Origin of the sequence: uncultured Thermosynechococcus sp. (genome assembly GCF_937958135.1) — a bacterium.
Taxonomy (GTDB): Bacteria; Cyanobacteriota; Cyanobacteriia; order Thermosynechococcales; family Thermosynechococcaceae; genus Thermosynechococcus.
In genome coordinates this window covers 1-16,775 of sequence record NZ_CALGOG010000081.1, presented here as the reverse complement: position 1 = coordinate 16,775, position 16,775 = coordinate 1, and the positions used below count along the sequence as shown (strand labels likewise).

Annotated in this window: 15 protein-coding genes and 1 pseudogene; 5 read left to right on the top strand and 11 right to left on the bottom strand. The window is 54.9% G+C overall.

Going from position 1 to position 16,775, the window contains the following annotated elements:
* The 3 genes and pseudogenes from Q0711_RS09880 to Q0711_RS09870 all read left to right on the top strand — a co-directional run.
* A pseudogene (locus Q0711_RS09880) lies at positions 1 to 725 on the top strand (hypothetical protein); the annotation flags it as partial.
* 66 nt (positions 726 to 791) lie between these two features.
* The gene (gene bcp / locus Q0711_RS09875; RefSeq protein WP_298614221.1) at positions 792 to 1,262 is read left to right on the top strand and encodes a thioredoxin-dependent thiol peroxidase; all 471 of its coding nucleotides are present in this window, start codon (positions 792 to 794) and stop codon (positions 1,260 to 1,262) included.
* Positions 1,259 to 1,714 (top strand): NUDIX hydrolase, encoded by a 456-nt coding sequence (locus Q0711_RS09870; protein WP_298614219.1) that lies wholly within the window; start codon positions 1,259 to 1,261, stop codon positions 1,712 to 1,714. Before bcp ends, Q0711_RS09870 begins: the two co-directional genes overlap by 4 nt.
* On the opposite strand, the gene Q0711_RS09865 is transcribed toward Q0711_RS09870, so the two are convergent.
* From Q0711_RS09865 to Q0711_RS09835, 7 genes are read right to left on the bottom strand one after another with little or no spacing between them, the layout of a single operon-like run.
* Positions 1,711 to 2,433: a precorrin-2 C(20)-methyltransferase gene (locus Q0711_RS09865; protein WP_298614217.1), complete on the bottom strand. Its 723-nt coding sequence runs from the start codon at positions 2,431 to 2,433 to the stop codon at positions 1,711 to 1,713. The genes Q0711_RS09870 and Q0711_RS09865 overlap by 4 nt on opposite strands.
* Positions 2,433 to 4,223: a ferrous iron transport protein B gene (feoB, locus tag Q0711_RS09860; RefSeq protein ID WP_299042434.1), complete on the bottom strand. Its 1,791-nt coding sequence runs from the start codon at positions 4,221 to 4,223 to the stop codon at positions 2,433 to 2,435. Before feoB ends, Q0711_RS09865 begins: the two co-directional genes overlap by 1 nt.
* A complete protein-coding gene (locus tag Q0711_RS09855) occupies positions 4,220 to 7,108 on the bottom strand; it encodes a GAF domain-containing protein (RefSeq protein WP_298615702.1) in 2,889 nt (962 codons plus the stop codon). Before Q0711_RS09855 ends, feoB begins: the two co-directional genes overlap by 4 nt.
* 30 nt (positions 7,109 to 7,138) lie before the next feature.
* Positions 7,139 to 7,519, bottom strand: coding sequence for a DUF1818 family protein (locus Q0711_RS09850; RefSeq protein ID WP_298977411.1), 381 nt, complete (start codon positions 7,517 to 7,519; stop codon positions 7,139 to 7,141).
* An 11-nt stretch (positions 7,520 to 7,530) separates the two neighbouring features.
* Positions 7,531 to 8,334 (bottom strand): MlaE family lipid ABC transporter permease subunit, encoded by an 804-nt coding sequence (locus Q0711_RS09845; protein ID WP_298615696.1) that lies wholly within the window; start codon positions 8,332 to 8,334, stop codon positions 7,531 to 7,533.
* Between the two features lie 9 nt (positions 8,335 to 8,343).
* Positions 8,344 to 8,889 (bottom strand): DUF3172 domain-containing protein, encoded by a 546-nt coding sequence (locus Q0711_RS09840; RefSeq protein ID WP_298615693.1) that lies wholly within the window; start codon positions 8,887 to 8,889, stop codon positions 8,344 to 8,346.
* A 39-nt stretch (positions 8,890 to 8,928) separates the two neighbouring features.
* Positions 8,929 to 9,201 (bottom strand): RNA-binding protein, encoded by a 273-nt coding sequence (locus Q0711_RS09835; RefSeq protein ID WP_149820749.1) that lies wholly within the window; start codon positions 9,199 to 9,201, stop codon positions 8,929 to 8,931.
* A 627-nt stretch (positions 9,202 to 9,828) separates the two neighbouring features.
* Here Q0711_RS09835 and Q0711_RS09830 point away from each other — a divergent pair.
* Together Q0711_RS09830 and Q0711_RS09825 are read left to right on the top strand one after the other, a co-directional pair.
* Entirely contained in the window at positions 9,829 to 10,269 is a 441-nt protein-coding gene (locus Q0711_RS09830; RefSeq protein WP_298615688.1) for a hypothetical protein, read from the top strand.
* A gap of 56 nt (positions 10,270 to 10,325) precedes the next feature.
* Positions 10,326 to 11,714, top strand: a complete 1,389-nt coding sequence (locus Q0711_RS09825; RefSeq protein ID WP_298615686.1) for an NAD-dependent malic enzyme — start codon at positions 10,326 to 10,328, stop codon at positions 11,712 to 11,714.
* A gap of 3 nt (positions 11,715 to 11,717) precedes the next feature.
* Here Q0711_RS09825 and Q0711_RS09820 read toward each other — a convergent pair whose 3' ends face one another.
* From Q0711_RS09820 to Q0711_RS09805, 4 genes are all read right to left on the bottom strand, one after another.
* Entirely contained in the window at positions 11,718 to 13,082 is a 1,365-nt protein-coding gene (locus tag Q0711_RS09820) for an S-layer homology domain-containing protein (protein WP_298615684.1), read from the bottom strand.
* 114 nt (positions 13,083 to 13,196) lie between these two features.
* Positions 13,197 to 15,074 carry a sodium:proton antiporter gene (locus Q0711_RS09815; protein WP_298615682.1) on the bottom strand — a complete coding sequence of 626 codons (1,878 nt, stop codon included), beginning with the start codon at positions 15,072 to 15,074 and terminating at the stop codon, positions 13,197 to 13,199.
* A 260-nt stretch (positions 15,075 to 15,334) separates the two neighbouring features.
* Positions 15,335 to 15,646 carry a DUF2499 domain-containing protein gene (locus Q0711_RS09810; protein WP_298615680.1) on the bottom strand — a complete coding sequence of 104 codons (312 nt, stop codon included), beginning with the start codon at positions 15,644 to 15,646 and terminating at the stop codon, positions 15,335 to 15,337.
* Positions 15,646 to 16,698, bottom strand: a complete 1,053-nt coding sequence (locus Q0711_RS09805) for a zinc-dependent dehydrogenase (RefSeq protein ID WP_298615678.1) — start codon at positions 16,696 to 16,698, stop codon at positions 15,646 to 15,648. Before Q0711_RS09805 ends, Q0711_RS09810 begins: the two co-directional genes overlap by 1 nt.
* Positions 16,699 to 16,775: the final 77 nt, after the last annotated feature.

Below are 16,775 nucleotides of genomic sequence, written 5' to 3'. Positions count from 1 at the left end.
AAGATTGGCAAGTGACGGCAGCGGGATTGGGTCTATCGCTTCTCCTGTTGGCATCAGAGGGAGTAACCTTTTTACTCAGTCCGCTGATTACCCTTGTCCATGAGATGGGTCATGCAGTGACGGCATGGCTCTTTGGTTATCCGGCAGTGCCCGCCTTTGATTTTCGCTATGGTGGCGGCGTCACCCTCCAGGGCGATCGCGCAGGAGGCATTGTGCTGCTCATTTATACAGGATTGCTGGTCTTGGCCTATCTCTACCGTCACCATCGGCTTACTCTGACTTGCCTAGGGGTCTTTACGCTGCTTTATACCCTTGTGGCCTTTAGTCCCCTTCATAACATTCTTTTTGTGGCGATGGGGCATGGCTTCGAACTCATCTTTGCGGTCATTTTTCTCTACCGTGCCCTTAGTGGTTGGGGGTGTCGCTATCCGATTGAACGCCCCCTCTACAGTATGGTCGGATTTTTCATTGTGTTTTTTAACCTGCGCTTTGCTTGGCAGTTGCAGTTTAATCCTGTGTTTCGGGAGATGTACCTAATGGGCAAAGGGGGCATGGATCACGATTTTGTTCGTCTGGCTCGCGATTTTTTCCAGACCGATTTAGCAACCATCGTTGGCCTCTACGGCTTTTTTGTGGTTCTGACACCGGCGATCGCCTTTCTGCTCTACCGTTATCGCCAGCTCATGGTATATCTGTTTGTCCGCCTTTTTATTTTTGAGGGCTAGGGCGACCGCAGCGGGAGCCAAACTGGGAGAAGATAGGAATGGCAAAACATTGGGAATTGCTTAGAAATGTCCCTAACCGTTGGGGCGATCGCCCCTCCTTTTGAACTACCGGACGCCACGGGGCAGATTGTGCGCTTGGCCGATTTTCAGGGCCGGTGGGTAATTCTCTACTTTTATCCCCGCGATAATACCCCTGGTTGTACCAAAGAAGCCTGTGCCTACCGCGATGTGAATCCTGCCTTGGAGGAGCGCAACGCCGTGGTGTTAGGCATCAGCCCCGATAGTGTTGCCTCCCACGCTAAATTTCAGCAAAAGCTCAACCTGCCCTTTCCCCTGCTGGCAGATGTGGACGCCGGCGTGGCTCAAGCCTATGGCAGCTATGGTCCCAAAAAGTTCATGGGCAAGGAATCCTTTGGGGTTTATCGGGATACGTTTATCATTGACCCCACGGGCAAAATTGCGGCCATTTATCGGCGCGTCAAGCCCGAGGCCCATGTGGCACAAGTGCTAGCGGATTTGGAGCGGCTGCAGGGGTGAACTGGTTTTGGCGAGTTGCCCGTTTTTTCTTGAAACGGGTGTGGCGACATCCCTTTGTCGCTGTCTCGGTGATTGCCCTGACGGCGGGCGATCGCCTGATTCTAGTGCAGCGCCGCGATACAGGGCAATGGTCGCTCCCCGGCGGCATGATGGATTGGGGGGAAACAATTCTCGATACGGGGGCACGGGAGCTGGCCGAGGAAACTGGACTGCGCCTTAAACACTTTGAAGGCCTCGTGGGGGTTTACTCTGACCCGCAGCGAGATCCCCGCGTTCATGCTGTGTGTATTGCGATTGCCGCCCGCGTTGTCGGTGAGCCACAGGTTTTAGATGTCAAGGAAGTGCGGGCAGTACAAGCCTTTCCCCTCAGTGACCTCCCCTTAGCCAATCTTGCCCACGACCATGCCCAACAGTTACAGGACTATTTGAGCGGACGTTTGGGATTGACTTAGACGTTCCGCAGATTAGACTGCCTTTTCCAAACCATGAGCAGCGAAAAGTAGGGCAAAGTTAAGGTTGGGAAATCCGTAAGGGGGGTGTAGATTTGCTGTTTCGGCGTTGTTGCCCAGCTCACCACTGCGGCCTGTTCCAAGAGGTGGTGTTCCTTGAGCCAGTGCCACACCTGACCATAGACTGATCGCACCTTCATTAAAACCATCACTTCCGCCCACCCCCACACCTGGGCTAACTCATCCAGATGGTACATCGCCGGCAAAACGGCCAAGCGATCGCTCCCCAAGGTCAGGGGCATCCCCAAGCTGGCCGCTGCTGCCAAGGGGGAACAAACTCCCGGAATGGCCTCAATCTGAATGGTGGGGTCAAGGACTTGGACGGCTGCCGCCAGATAGGAAAACGTACTGTAAAAACTCACATCTCCTTCGGAAACAAAGACCACATCGGTGCCCTGACCAAGGTATGTATAAACCTCCTTTGCCGCCTTTTGCCATGCCTGTTCTAAAACCGCCTGCTCAAGAACATAGGGAAACTCCAGGGGAAGGCAGGTTTGCCAAGGGTGTTTGTAGCCGGCAATTATCTCCTCCGCAATGCCACGCCGTCCCCCCCGTCCCGCAGGAAAGGCAATCACCCTGGCTTGCTGGAGACGGCGCCAGCCCTTGAGGGTAATGAGTTCGGGATCACCGGGGCCAATGCCAATACCGCAAAGGATGGCCATCAGCCCCATCCCCACCAGTGCCCCAGTTGATAGACGCTGCCACTCACCACCCAGGCCATCCCTAGGGCATAGAGGGTGGCAAAAAGACTAAACCGCCAGCGTTTTGATTCACTCCAGAGGGTGGCAAGGGTACTGAGACAGGGGGTGTACAGGAGCGTAAAGAGCATAAAGCTGTAGGCCTGCAGGGGCGTCAACTCCTCGGCGATCGCCTGCTGTAACGAGGTACCCGAAAGATGATAAATCACTGCCAACGCGCCAATGACAATCTCCTTGGCCACAAAGCCAACAATCAGAGCAATCGTTAGGGCGGGTGTAATGCCTACGGGAGCCAGCAGAGGTTGCAAAGCGGTACCCAGTTGCCCTGCCCAGGTCTGGGGACTCGACGGCGTAGCGTTTAAGGGCAAATGGGTCAAGACCCACACCACCAAGACACCAATCATAATAAAGCCCGTTGCCCGCGCGAGGAAATGCCGTACCTCGCCCCATGCCCGCAGGAGCACCTGTCGCCCCGTTGGCCAGCGATAGGGGGGCAGCTCCAGCAAAAAGGGATCCGTGTTGGGGAAGTACCCCTGAAAACAGAGCGCCGTGAGCAAGGCCGCCAGAATACTCCAGCCATAGAGGGAGACAAGGACAGCTGCCCCCCACTGCGGCGGAAACAAACAGGCAATGAGAAATACAAACACCTGTAGCCGCGCCGAACAGAGGGAAAAGGGAATAACCAGCATTGTCAGCAGCCGCAGTCCCGGCGAGCGAATAATGCGAGTCGCCAGCAGGGCGGGGACATTGCAGCCAAAGCCCATTAAACTGAGGACAAAACTGCGCCCATCCAAACCTAAACGGGCCATTAGGCCATCCATCAGGTAAGCGGCACGGGCAAGATAGCCACTGTCCTCGACAATCGCCATTACAACAAAGAAAATTGTTACTAAAGGCACAAATGCTGCCACCGTGGTAATCCCGCCGTAGAGGCCCTCAAGGAGCAAACTGCTGAGCAAGGGGGGAAGCCCAGCAAGGAATGGCTCCAATACCTGTCCCTGAAAAGCGTCAAAAGTATCACTGAGCCAGTCTTGCACCCCAAGACCTAACACCCACACCACTTGAAAGGTAAGGTATAGCCCTGCAAAAAAGAGGGGGAGTCCCCACAGGGGATGCAGCAACCAGTGATCCAACTGCTCTGTTAGTCTGCGAACGGCGCGACCGGGCAAAGTGACAGTGTCCGCCAGGAGGGGGGCGATCGCCTCTGGATCAATCTCTGGCAACCTTGGTTTAAGGAGGGGAGCTGCGGGAATGGGGGCCTCCTTGAGGGCACGGCAAATCGTTTCATAGGCCTGCCAGTAGCCGCCGCCGTATTTGGCACTGAGGGCTACCACCGGCACCCCGAGGCGATCGCTCAATTTCTCTGTATCAATTTGAATCCCCAGTTGGCGGGCTTCATCGGCCATATTCAGAAGCACCACCATGGGAATGCCCCAAGCCTTTACCTGAAGTGCTAAGCGCAATTGATGCTGAATCTGACCGGCGTTAAGAATCACCAACACCAGCCGCACCGGCACCCGCTGGAAAAACTCACGCACAATGGTTTCATCAGCAGCCGTCCCTGCCAGATCGTAGATGCCCGGCAAATCCACCAGCTTAACTCTCTCCCCATTGAGGGAAATCTCGGCTTCTGCCAAGTCCACCGTAATTCCCGGCCAGTTGCCCACATGGGCGCGCGCTGCGGCAATGCGGTTAAAAAATGTGGATTTACCGGTATTGGGGAGGCCGAGAAGGGCGATCGTGCTTGAGGTCATTGGCGAGGCTGCGAGGGTTGTAGTTCAAAGGTACCCGTGTCGCCACTATTCAGGGGAATCAGCAGACGACTGAGGAGGCGGCCGTCTTCTAATTTATACATATCGAGGTGGTAGCCTAGGCGTCGGCACAGGTTAAAGCAGACTTTAAGGTGTCGGCCGGGGGGCTGATCGAGGCTGGAGGGGGCAAGCCAGTCGAGATGTTCCAGTTGGTGCAGCTTAATGAGTAACTGTGGCTCCACTTCGCCATCGTCAGTAATGGAGAGTTCCAGCCAAGACTGCATTTTACCCCCTTGACCTAAACCCTCGATTTGTTGGCACCAAATATCAATGCGGCCTTGGGAGGGCGATCGCTGGCAGGCAAAAAGAAGCAGCTCGTAGAGGATTAACTCCAGCTTATTGAGGTCGCCGCTGAGGGTGAGCACGGGCTGATTGTGCACCTGAATCCACAGTTGCTTGCGCTGCTTCCAATTTTCGATGCGATCCATCACCCGTTTGAGGAGAACGGCTAGACCCGCTGTGTCGGTGGCTTTGTCCAGTTGCCACACCTCATGGCTCAAGAGGGGATGGAGGGATTCCAACTGGGTTGGCAAGAGCGTGCCTAAGCGCCGCAGGAGGGGATCCGCCTCAGGGTGCTGCTGAACCCATTGTGTGAACTCATTGCAAAAAACCGCCAGTTGACCATAGACCTGTTCAAGGCGACGGTGTTTATACCAGTTGAGCGTTTCAAGGGTTTGCCAGCCTTGGGTGAGCATCTGAATGAGGGAGGTGCTGCGGTGTGCCCAAGCCAAATGGTTGACAAGGGTAAGGAAGGCCTCGAGGTGCAAGGTTGACCAGTGGCGATCGCGCCGATCGGCAACAATGAGAACTCCCGAAGGCTCATATTCGGGATCCGTGCGCAGGGCGATCGCCAGTACCTGACCAATCTCCGGCCCTGAGAGCCACTGCCGCGTGCGCCCATCCAGTTCTGCTGCTGTGGTTTGAATCAACCAAGCGTAGGGATTGCTGTGGTTATCCGCCTGGGAGGCCATCAAGGCGCTGTAAATCAGGGGATCTTCATAGATGGCAATCTCAGCCTCGTTGTGAATGGCAAACTTGGGATGACCAGGGGGCGGTGCCACAATTGAGCCAACGGTCTGACCGGGTCGCCACGTCACTAAAGCCACGAGGGGCACCTGCATCAAATTCATAATCTGCTGCAAGCCCGTTAGTTCAATGCGCTCAAGGTTTTGAGTGCGCTGCAGGGCCGTAAGACCCGCCAACATCGCCGATCGCACCTGCTCCTGCTGTGTATTCGTGTTTTGCAGTTGCCATTGATGGCTAATCAGGCCGAGGGTGCGCGCCACCTCCTGCACGAGGGTTTGCTGACTTTTGCTCCAAGTCGTGGGTTCATTGCGTCCCACCAAGAGTACCGCTTCAAGGGCATGGCCGGGAGTCGTGGTTGCCACCAGAAGGGACTGAATATTCAGCTTGCCGAGCACCTCTTTCCAAGAGTAGAGGCGCAGTTCATTTCTGTAGTCCTCAAGGGCAATAGCTGTTGTTGCTGTTTCAAGAAGCTGCCAATCCATTTTTTGCAGGGGCGGAAAGGGCGGATGGCGATCGCGCCCACGGGGAGCTGGATACTGCAGCAGGACATCAAAGGCTTGGGTTAGGGAATTGTACGTCAGCAAAAAGACCCACTGTGCCCCCAAATTGGCCGTCAACTTTTCCCCCGCATGATGAAGCACCCGCTTCCAGTCCTGCTCATCACAGATAGCCTGCGCCAACTCACTCACCAAGCTTTGGGTGTGCTGGGTTTGGGTCAACAGGTGCTCGAGGCGTTCCGCGGGGGCAGCTAACGCCAGTAGTTCTGCGGTGACTTGCAGGAGTTTCCTCTCGTTGTCGTTCCAAGGGTAAGGTTCATTGCGCTCCAAGGTGAGAAAGCCCACCACCTCGGTTCCCACCAGAATCGGGGTGGCAACTAGGGCGCGGCAGTTCAGCATGTGCATCAGCCGTAGGGGAGCGGTGGCACTGACCACACTTTGACTATCGCTGACACTCACGGTTTGACCGCTGGCAAGGGCAGTGTAACAACCGGCTAATTCTTGCTGTGTAATGGTGAGGGGTTGCCGCTGGCTCTCACGGCTCTGGGGTTTGCCAACGGTGTAGCTGCGCCGCCGATAGAGGGGTTGCTCCAAATCTCGCCAAAAAAGACTCGTACGTTGCGGTTGACAGAATTGGTGTAATGCTAGCAACAACGCTTCAATGCGTTGACCTAAACTAGCGGCACGGCTGGCCTCTTGGAGGAGATGACGGACGGGGTCATCACTGCCAACGGTGGGAGCAGCCGCTTCCTTTGCTGTCGGTGCGGCCTTTGTTGCTTGGGTTGCTGTCAGCCGTTCTAGTTCTGCACCCAGGGCACTGACTAGGAGGCTCATGTGGGCTAGATCATCTCCCCGCAGGGTATCGCCCCAGGAAGTGGAACCGACCATGAGAATGCCAAGGGCTTGACGCCGACGGACAATGGGATAGATCGCAGTGCCTTGCAGACCCAAGCGGGTGGCGGCCTCCCGTACCTCTGCCAAGCGCGGCTCCTCTTTTAGACTGGGTAAGCTAATGGGCTTGCGGTTCATTAATACCTGGTCGAGGAGGCTACCGGCAGCAAGGGTCAATTTTTGCTTAAGAAAGGGATGGTCACCAACGGGCGTGGTTCCCCCTTGACCGATGAGTTGTTTGGTGGCTTCGTTGTACAGCCCCAACCAGACAAAGGACATGCCAAGGGTTTCTTGGGCAAAACTCACCAGGGGAGCAATCAATCCACCGATTTGCTCTTGCTGTTGCAACTGTTTGATGGTGTTAACCAGTGCCGCCAAAGCGGGGCTGACCTTCGAGGACTTGGCAGAGGTCATAGGGGGGATCGCAACCGACCAGGATGTCTCCTATTCTAAACTTTGACCCTGGGCAATCCTGTCTTGCAACTCACAGCAGGCAAGAAGAAAGTCGGGGGGCACAGGGGCAGGCCATGTCCCCTCCACTCGGCGATCGCCCAACACAATCAAATGCAGACTATAGCTGTGGGGATAGCCCTCCAGTTCCAAATGGACAACCTCGTTGCTGCCACTGAGGGTAATCATTTCCTGCGGCATCAATTCAGGGGCGATCGCCTGAAGCTGCCCGTGGAGTTGACGGAATAAATTTACAAATGCTTTGAATTCCTCCCTCGTAAGTTCCGTGGCCCAATCTTCAGCCCCCACCAGCCCAGCATAGAATTGATCGTTGCGCCAGCCCACTCGCCAGCCTTGACCCGCCCGCAGTTCCACAACCTGACCTCTTAAAGCACCGGCACCAAACTACTACTGCCGCTAAAGAGTGCCCAAGACAAGAAAAAGTTGAGGATAAAGATGGCCAATAGGGAAATCACCACAGCCGCCGTGGTGGATTGACCCACCCCCTTGGCGCCCCCTGTGGTCGTGATACCCCAATTGCAGCCAATAATGGCTACCACCCCTCCAAAAATACCTGACTTGATAATCGAACTCCACAGATCCCAAGGTTGCAGGAAGTTCTGAATGGACTCAATATAAACCCCACGGGGAATGCCGTAGAGAGAATCGGCAATGATCAACCCCCCCCACAGCCCTGTCACCAATGCCAAGAGATTGAGAATGGGCAACATCAGTACACAGGCAACAAACCGTGGCACCACCAGATAATCCACAGGATCTGTGCCCAACATATAGAGGGCATCAATTTGCTCAGTAACTTTCATGGTGCCAATTTCAGCCGCAAAGGCGGAGCCAACCCGTCCGGCCAGTACCACTGCTGTCAACACAGGCCCAAGTTCCCGCGCAAGGGCGATCGCCAGCACCCCACCCACCGCAGAGGTGGCCCCAAAGGTAATAAATTCACGGGCAACTTGAATCGTAAATACCATACCCACAAACGCTGCTGTAATCAGGACAACACTGAGGGAGGCAGGCCCCACCAAAGCCATTTGCTCAATTGAGTTGCGCAGAGCAATCCGTCCCCGCACTAGATAGAAGATGACTTGACCCATCAAGAGAAAGGCCGTACCCAAGCGTTGCACGCCCTGACTTGCACGCCAGCGCAGCCGTGGCCACTTCAGCCCCTTCATCGTTGCGTTCTAGAAATTATTGGTTTCACCCGCAGCGCCATTTCCCAAGCCGGAGAGTTTGAGGAAGAGGTTTTTATCCGTTGTGCTCTGATAGACACAGCTTATTTCAGGTTTGCCTTCAAGGTTGCCCACATAGCCAAACGTATTTAGCCGCTGCCGACAACTGCGCAATTGTTCTCCCGTAATTAGTTGCCGCTGCTCAAGAAGGGCAACGTTATTGGCGCGCAGTACACAGCCCGGTTGCATCGAGGGTTGAGACACAAAGACCGAGAAGGGGTTAAAAGTAACAAAAACCCGCGTATCCACGGCGATCGCGCTCGCACCAAACTGCACACAAATATCGGGATTAGGCGCCGCCTGATCAATAAACTGCGTCGAGGCCACGTTATCGGGGTTCAGGGTCGTGGTTTTACTAAAGGTGACCCCCACCCCCACACCGATAATAAAGACCCCTCCCAGCACCGCCAAAGTGCGGGTATTCAGCGGTGACTTCGATTCTGGCTGGGGAGGCCGACGAGTTTGGGGACGCGGTGGCGATGGCGAACGTCGAGGCATAGCAGGAAGAGTAAACAGCACTTCCCTACCAGTATGCCCTTAGAAGGCGGGGTTTGACTGCCCCCCCGCTTGTTTTGGCTTCGCCTTGTTGACCTTGAGCACCCGTCCTAGCCATGTCGCACCGTCGAGATCATCAATGGCAGCGGCCTCCTGAGTTTCATCCACCAGTTCGACAAAAGCAAAGCCCCGCCGTTTGCCTGTCTCGCGATCCACCGGCAACACAATCCGGCGAATAGCACCATATTTTTCAAAAACTTCGCGAAGATCGTTTTCAGTGGCCTCGTAGGAGAGGTTGCCGATGTACAGTGTCATAACCCGAACTCAGAAGCAGTTTGAGAATCATCATAGCCTCTTACTTTTTACTGTCCATGCGATCCAGACTACAGAACCCAACACCTTGCAAAGAAAATTAACGTTTTCTATCCACTCCAAAATACACAGGGTTAAAAAGAAATTAATTCCTCGCTGCCAGACCTGTTAAGTTCTACAACAAAGATTGATGCTATAAGCCACAAGTAGCTTCGCCCGCCCATCAAAACAGGGGCACGACTGGGGTTAAGGTGCCGGAGGATAGACTTGAAAGTAGCCCTAAAAGATACCAAATTTAGTTAATAATTTATAATCTTTTCTATTTTTTAAGGGAGGAAAGGTCGTATTCTTTAGGCTCAAGCTATGGTTCAACACTTCTGGGGATAAACTCTTTTCCCTCCAAGGAAGTGAATCAAATGACAACGCTGGCAAGGACTATCGTCTTTAGGGGGCAACTTGTGCCTGTGCCACTACTGGCATAGCTCCAGCGAAAAACGGCTATCAACCTGTCAAGATCAAAGTATCGGCGTAACGACACTGCCCTTTGCTAAGGTTGACGCTTCAAAACGCTGGTTTAGAGTTCCCTCGACGTTAGGAGAGGTTACTTCGCGTTTCAGGTAGGGAAATAGAATGATTTCATTGGCACGTTTGGGTCAGTCACTTTCAGTTTTATTGGGACTTGTTACCCTGGGGTTTGCCAATGGGCTGGCGATCGCTCAACCGCTTTTGGCACGACAAAATCCATCTCCCTTGGCCAATGGGATATATCTTTTTGGGGAGTCTCCGCAACCCCAACGGGTAGGCCACAGCTACATTGTCTTTGAAGTCAAGGATCGCAATGTCTATGGGGCACTTTATTTGCCCAATTCCTCTTTTGATTGTTTTCGAGGTACCGTTGGCGATCGCCAACTTCAGGTGACCGTTTTCCCCACCTACGAAGAGGAAACCTATCCGGCGGAAATTGACTTATTCAGCTTTTATCACCTGCGCCACCTCAGTGCCGGCGATCGCGCCATTTTGGCTGCTTGCAAAGCCGAGCCGCTGCCCATTGCCACCCAAACGGGAAAGTAGGTAGAGGTGCTATCATCAGACGGTACCTTTTGCCGTTAACTTTTGCTTAAGTCTGAATGGTTAAGCTAACCCCAACGCCCGCCTACAGTCTAACACTCCGATTAAAAACCTCTTTGGATCCAACAGAATTAGGAACTGTTCTTCAGGTCATTGGGGAGCAGCAGGGGCAAGTGGGGTCTATCACCCTGATCGAAAAAACAGCCAATAGCCTTGTGCGGGAGCTGGTAGTAGTGGCTGCTAGCTGCGATCATGCTGCGGCGATTGTCAATGCCGTGAAATCTGACACTCAGGCTACCGTGCTACAGGTGAGCGATCGCACCTTTCGGCTCCATGAGGGGGGCAAAATTACTGTTAAAAGCAAACATCCTTTGCAAGAATACGACGATCTGGCCATGGCCTATACGCCAGGGGTGGGGCGGGTGTCTCAGGCGATCGCTGAGGATCCGGAATTAGTCCACAAGCTCACCGTCAAAAGCCATACCGTGGCCGTTGTCAGCGATGGCAGTGCGGTCTTAGGACTAGGGAATATCGGCCCAGAGGCTGCTCTACCGGTCATGGAGGGCAAGGCCATGCTTTTTCAGGAATTTGCCGGTCTAAATGCCTTTCCCATCTGCTTAGCCACCCAGGATGTGGAGGAAATCATCGCCACCGTCAAGCATATTGCCCCTGTTTTTGGGGGCATCAATCTTGAGGACATTAGCGCCCCGCGCTGCTTTGAGATTGAAGCGCGTCTGCAGGCAGAACTTGATATTCCTGTTTTTCACGACGACCAGCACGGCACCGCCATTGTCACCCTTGCCGCCCTCAAAAATGCCCTGCAGTTAGTGGGGAAATCCCTAGAAACTGTGCGCATTGTCATTAACGGTGCCGGGGCAGCGGGGATTGCGGTGGCTCGTCTCCTGCGCAAAGCCGGCGCCAAGGACTTAATCCTGTGTAATCGCCGCGGCATTCTTTCAGTGCAGGCAGACCTTACCCCTGCCCAACAGGAATTTGCCGTTCCCCAAACCGGAACCCTTGCCGACGCCCTTGTGGATGCCGATGTCTTTATTGGCTTGAGCGGCCCCGGTGTTCTCAGCTTGGAAATGGTGCAACGCATGGCCAAAGCCGCCATTGTTTTTGCCATGGCCAACCCCGTGCCGGAAATTCAGCCTGAACTGATCTCTGACCAGGTGGCGGTGGTGGCCACCGGACGCAGTGACTATCCGAATCAAATCAACAATGTGCTGGCCTTTCCGGGGGTATTTAAGGGAACCCTCGCCTGTCGGGCACCCCGCATGACCGAGGAAATGTTTCTCGCCGCAGCAGAAGCGATCGCCCGCTTGGTCAGTCCTTCGGAACTGCACTCAGCCTATATTATTCCCTCCGTGTTTGATCCACGGGTGGCTCCTGCCGTGGCCAAGGCAGTTGAGGAATGCGCGCGATCGCTGGGGTTGGCCCGTGCCTAGGTGCTATCGGGAGACCGTAAAGGGCTGAGTTAGGGTCAAGCCCAAATCTGTACTGGAATCAATCACCACCAGTCGCTGCACGGCCGGATCGATGGCGCCCCCAATTGTTGCACCGGCAGCGGCACCCGTAATCACTTTTTCGGGCGTAATTTTGCGATCGCCAATTACTGCCGAGGCACCGGTGGCCAAAGCGGCACCGATCAGGGTATCGCGAATAATGGAGGTGGCAGGCCGTCCTTGGTTGGTTTCAATGGCTGCGCCCGTCAGGGTACCGGTTAAAACCTTCAAAGGCGTAATTTTTTGGTCCCCCGCCAGACCCGAAATAGCTGCAGCTACCGCCGAACCAATGGCCGCATTGCGGAAGATATTACCAATGTTGGGGTCACGGGCATCGCGAATCGTGCGAATCACTTGGGAAGTGGCGGCAATTGGCAGTTGGCGATTATTGATCACCACCGTATTAGCCACAAATTGAGAGCCTCCTTGGGCGGGCTGGATTTGGCCAAAAATTTCACTGCCCATGGGAATCACAAGACGCCCTTGGCTATCGCGGACATCGGCAGCCGTCACCAAGCGAATGGCAACCGTTTCATCGGGGCTGAGGACAATCCGCTCCGCATCGGGGAAGCGGGCTGAAATTTGCTGACCCGCTGGCAGGCTGAGGGCAATGGGGGAAGCAGTTGCTGCACCGGCAATGTACTGAGTGGGCACCAGGGCTTGGGCGCCGGGAGCACGGGTTGCTTGACAGAGGAAGGCAGCAATATCCGCACGGGTGGCCAGTTGATTGGGGGCAAAGAACTGCACATTGGGATAGTTCACCACCACCTGTTTAGCAGTGGCAGCAGCCACCCCCGCACGACCGTAGGCTGGAATTGCCGCCGCATCATTAAACTGGGCTAAGACCTCCTCAACCGCGGAAGGGGTGGGGTATTGCAAGCCACTCGCTAGAGCCACGATTGCCTGAACACGCGGAATATTTTGATTAGGCTGAAATACATTGCCGGGATAGCCACTCAAGAAGCCTGTACGGGTGGCATTTTGAATTGCACTGGCTGCCCAAAACGTACTGGGCACATCGTTAAATGTGCTGGGGGCACGCACCACTGGTGCATTGGGGAATGCCCGTTGCAGCATTGCCGCATATTCGGCACGGGTTACCGCTGCAAAGGGACGGAAGGTGCCATCGGGATAGCCGCTGATAATGTTGCGACTGGCAAGGTGATCAATACAGGCTTGCGCCCAGATGCCTTGGGTATCGGTAAAACGGGATTGGGCTTGGGCGGGAATAGCCGCCAAAAGGGCAAGGGTGCTAGAACTCATTAAGCCACAGCTCAAGATTGCCAAGCTGCGCCGGGATAGGTTCTGCATAACAAATCTCTCCAGATAAAGACACTAAAGATGGCTTACGGGTTGCGGCTCCCTCTCCTGAGGGGGAAAACACGCAGCTTACTCTGCTGATGCCTATGGACGGTCAGCAGGGGATTAGGTTCCCTTGGCGGTAGAGACTTCACTGGGAACGAGTACGGACTCCACTTGGGTATTCATTTGCCAGCCAGAAATGAGAGCTGCCGGTAGGGTGTGGGGTTTGGGGCTATGCAGCAAATAGATCAAGCGATCGCCCACTTGCCACTCTTCATTGGCTCGCACGACCCGCAATCCCTCTGGCCGTTCCACAACAAGGGGGAGAACTTTGTTAGAGCGCACTAAAGCTTCCAGATGTTGGCGTTGCAACTGCGATCGCTCCTCCTCAATGACCAGTTCCCCCAAGCGCACTGCATCGCTGCGGATGTATTCGTTCCATTTTTTGATGGAAAGTTGGCTGGCAAAGGCAGGACTGAGACCCAAGGGACAATCCTCTAGCTCAAGGGCAGCCAAGACGCGGGGGGGATGAAATTCCTCGAGAACCCGCTGTGCCAGCACCGCATTGACTTCCGTATTGCTGGTTACGGCAAGGTAGGTGCCCAACTGGGTAATCCCCGCCTCCTGCAAAATATTCAAATCAAGGGCACTGCTGAGATAGACCGGTAAGTGTTCACGGCGGGCTTGCTCGACGGCCTCTGGATCGGTGTCGATCATCACCACCTCTTCCCCGCGATCGCGCAGAATCCGCGCCAACAGGCGACCTAAAGGGGTACAGCCAGCAATCATTACCCCCGATGCCCCCTGGGCGCGAACATTGAGTTGCGTTGCCAGCCAGCGAGCCGTTAAGCCCTGACCGAAGACCGTCATCAGAATTGTTAGGAACACCTGTCCCTTGATGGCATCGCCGCCACTAATGCCCGCATTGGTCAGCGTAATTGCAAAAAGAGAGGCCACAGAAGCGGCCACAATGCCACGCGGTGCAATCCAACTGAGAAAGGCTTTCTGTTGCCAACTGAGATCACTGCCCCAGGTACACAGCAGCACCCCTAGGGGACGGATGAGGAACATCAAGCACAAAACCGTGAGCACGCCCGACCAGCCTAGCTCCAACAGGCCGGCAATCGAGAGATCGGCGGCTAGGAGTACAAACAAAACCGAGATCGACAGCGTACTCAGTTGCCCTTTGAAGCGGCGCAGCAGCCGTCCCCCCGGCACATCAGCCCCCCGCAGCACCAGCCCTAGGACAACGGCCATCATGAGACCAGATTCGCTCACCAGTTGATCTGAGAGCCAGAACAGACCCCAGAGGACGGCAAGCACTAGGAGATTGCGCAGGTCATCCACCAAAAACCAAGCACGGCGCAAAAATCCATTCAGGCACCAGCCGCCAAGGCCACCCATTAATGCCCCCACCGCCAAGCGCTGAATAATTCCAAGGGCGATCGCCCCCGCCCCTAGATCTTGGTTGAGAACTACGTTGAGCACCACCACTGCCAAAATGGCACCGATGGGGTCAATGAGCACACCCTCCCCTTCAAGAATCACCGCCAGTTTGTGCTCCACCCCCACCTGCCGCAGCAGCGGCCCAACCACCGTTGGACCAGTCACAACAATGAGGGATGCGTAGAGAAATGCCAGTTGCCAGGGAAATTCCCCCAGCCAATGGGCAGCCATTGCCCCCCCCACTAGGGTGATTAAGCTCCCAATGCTCACCAATTTCCAAAGGCTTCCTGTAATGTCTTGGTCAGCCCGCGTAAGATCTAGACTCAAGCCCCCTTCAAACAGAATCAAGGCTACACACAGGGGCACTAAGACCTCTAAACCTTCCCCTAGTACCTCTGGGTGCACCAGTCCCAAGCCGCTGGGGCCTGAAGCAATCCCTGTCAGCAACAATAGGACAATACTGGGCAGCCGCAGCCACTGGGCAATCACTTGGGCACCAATGCCCAAGACAACGGCTATAACAAACAGGGCGGTCAGTTCGGCACTACTTTCCATTGCAGCCTCCACAGAGGTTTAGGCGTTGAGGGCTAGGTTGACGGGCAAGTGTTCCTCCTTGTTCTACGGCAAAGATCTACGGCAAAGATCAAGAGTTGATTACTGTGTTGATGTATTGATTCCATTGAGCACACCCCTGGGCGGGGAAGGGTGGGGAATCTGCTTATCAGGATACTGGAAGTCCTTGAGCACTGCCAATTTCAACTAACATTGTAAGTTCTTTCCTGTTTTCCTAGGGCGGGGAGACACGCCGCACCCCCCTACGAGATGCTTTGTGATTCCCGCGATCGCCACCACAGCCAGGCAGCAGCGCCACAGAGGGCACAGTTGCCCACAAAGGTCAGCAGCGCCTGTAGATCCACCAGCCACTCTAGAGCAACCGCATTATCGAAGTAATGCCAAGTACAGGCACACATGGCGCTCACCAAAGCGGGCAACATTGCCCACGCCAACCATCGCCACCCCCGCTGAGGACAGCGGCGATCCAGTTGGGCCACAAACCAAATGGCAGCCATCCACTCCAGAACACTGGAAATATGGACTACCCAGGTGGGGAGGGAGAGGGCGTGCATCAAGCCTCCGGATAGATGAGGATTTTGTAGGTTTCAGGCGTTGGGTGCACTGCCTGTTCCACCGCTGCGGCGAGTTTTGATAGGGGATAGCGATCGCTCACTAAAGTTTTCACATCAATGCGGCGGTTAAAGATGACATCGCAGGCAAGGGACTGCCAGCGGTAAGAGGAGCTATAACTGCCCATAAGGTCAATTTCATGGCGATAGAGAATGTTGGGATTCAAGGGAATGTCCACCTCATCGGGAAACTCAGCAAAAAAGAGAATTTTGCCCCCCTTGCGCGTACACGCTAGAGCTTGGAAAAAAGCTTTCTCACTGGGCACTGCCAACAGGCTTACATCTGCCCCCAAACCATGGGTGAGGGCTTGTACCTTGGCAGCAAGATCGGGATCGCGGGCATCAAAGGCAGCCGCAGCCCCCACTTCCTTGGCTTTGGCAATTCGCGAGGGCAACAAATCGGTGGCGATCGCCCGCGCCCCAAAAAGATTCACCAACATCACAAACATCAGGCCAATAGGCCCTGCCCCGGTGATCAGCACCGTTTGACCGGGAGCAATGCCCGCCTTTTTGACTGCCTTCAGGCAACAGTTGGTGGGTTCAACAAAGCTGGCCTCCTCATCACTAATCTCATCGGGAATGGGAATTAATCCCCCATGCTGTACAATGTGCCCCGGTACTTTCACATATTCGGCAAAGCCCCCCCCACTGGGAATAAAGCCCGCCGTTGTCGTCACTGTTTTATAGACATGGCACAGGGAGTAGTTTTCGTGCAGGCAGTAGGCGCAGCGCATGCAGGGAATATGGTGCATGACCACCACCCGCTGACCCACCTGCCAATCCCTCACGGCCTCGCCCACAGCAGCAATTTCCCCTACGGTTTCGTGGCCAAAGATACGCGGAGGTTCATAGAGGGGATAGCGAATTTTTTTAATGTCCGATTGGCACAACCCAACTACTCTGACGCGAACCAGCACTTCATCGGCAGCAATCTCTGGAATTGGAATGTCCTCGTAGCTGAGTTGATTTACCCCTCGGAACACTTGGGCTTTCATCTGAGACTTGGTAAACGCTTCACCCCTAGGATAATTGCCCCTTGCGGCGGGAGCAAGTCTTGATGCTATCACTTTTC

Excerpts from the sequence above, each read along its gene's own strand:
- bcp (WP_298614221.1), top strand. The coding sequence starts at position 792 with ATGTCCCTAACCGTTGGGGCGATCGCCCCTCCTTTTGAACTACCGGAC.
- Q0711_RS09865 (WP_298614217.1), bottom strand. The coding sequence starts at position 2,433 with ATGGCCATCCTTTGCGGTATTGGCATTGGCCCCGGTGATCCCGAACTC.
- feoB (WP_299042434.1), bottom strand. The coding sequence starts at position 4,223 with ATGACCTCAAGCACGATCGCCCTTCTCGGCCTCCCCAATACCGGTAAA.
- Q0711_RS09855 (WP_298615702.1), bottom strand. The coding sequence starts at position 7,108 with ATGACCTCTGCCAAGTCCTCGAAGGTCAGCCCCGCTTTGGCGGCACTG.
- Q0711_RS09845 (WP_298615696.1), bottom strand. The coding sequence starts at position 8,334 with ATGAAGGGGCTGAAGTGGCCACGGCTGCGCTGGCGTGCAAGTCAGGGC.
- Q0711_RS09840 (WP_298615693.1), bottom strand. The coding sequence starts at position 8,889 with ATGCCTCGACGTTCGCCATCGCCACCGCGTCCCCAAACTCGTCGGCCT.
- Q0711_RS09835 (WP_149820749.1), bottom strand. The coding sequence starts at position 9,201 with ATGACACTGTACATCGGCAACCTCTCCTACGAGGCCACTGAAAACGAT.
- Q0711_RS09830 (WP_298615688.1), top strand. The coding sequence starts at position 9,829 with ATGATTTCATTGGCACGTTTGGGTCAGTCACTTTCAGTTTTATTGGGA.
- Q0711_RS09825 (WP_298615686.1), top strand. The coding sequence starts at position 10,326 with ATGGTTAAGCTAACCCCAACGCCCGCCTACAGTCTAACACTCCGATTA.
- Q0711_RS09820 (WP_298615684.1), bottom strand. The coding sequence starts at position 13,082 with ATGCAGAACCTATCCCGGCGCAGCTTGGCAATCTTGAGCTGTGGCTTA.
- Q0711_RS09815 (WP_298615682.1), bottom strand. The coding sequence starts at position 15,074 with ATGGAAAGTAGTGCCGAACTGACCGCCCTGTTTGTTATAGCCGTTGTC.
- Q0711_RS09810 (WP_298615680.1), bottom strand. The coding sequence starts at position 15,646 with ATGCACGCCCTCTCCCTCCCCACCTGGGTAGTCCATATTTCCAGTGTT.
- Q0711_RS09805 (WP_298615678.1), bottom strand. The coding sequence starts at position 16,698 with ATGAAAGCCCAAGTGTTCCGAGGGGTAAATCAACTCAGCTACGAGGAC.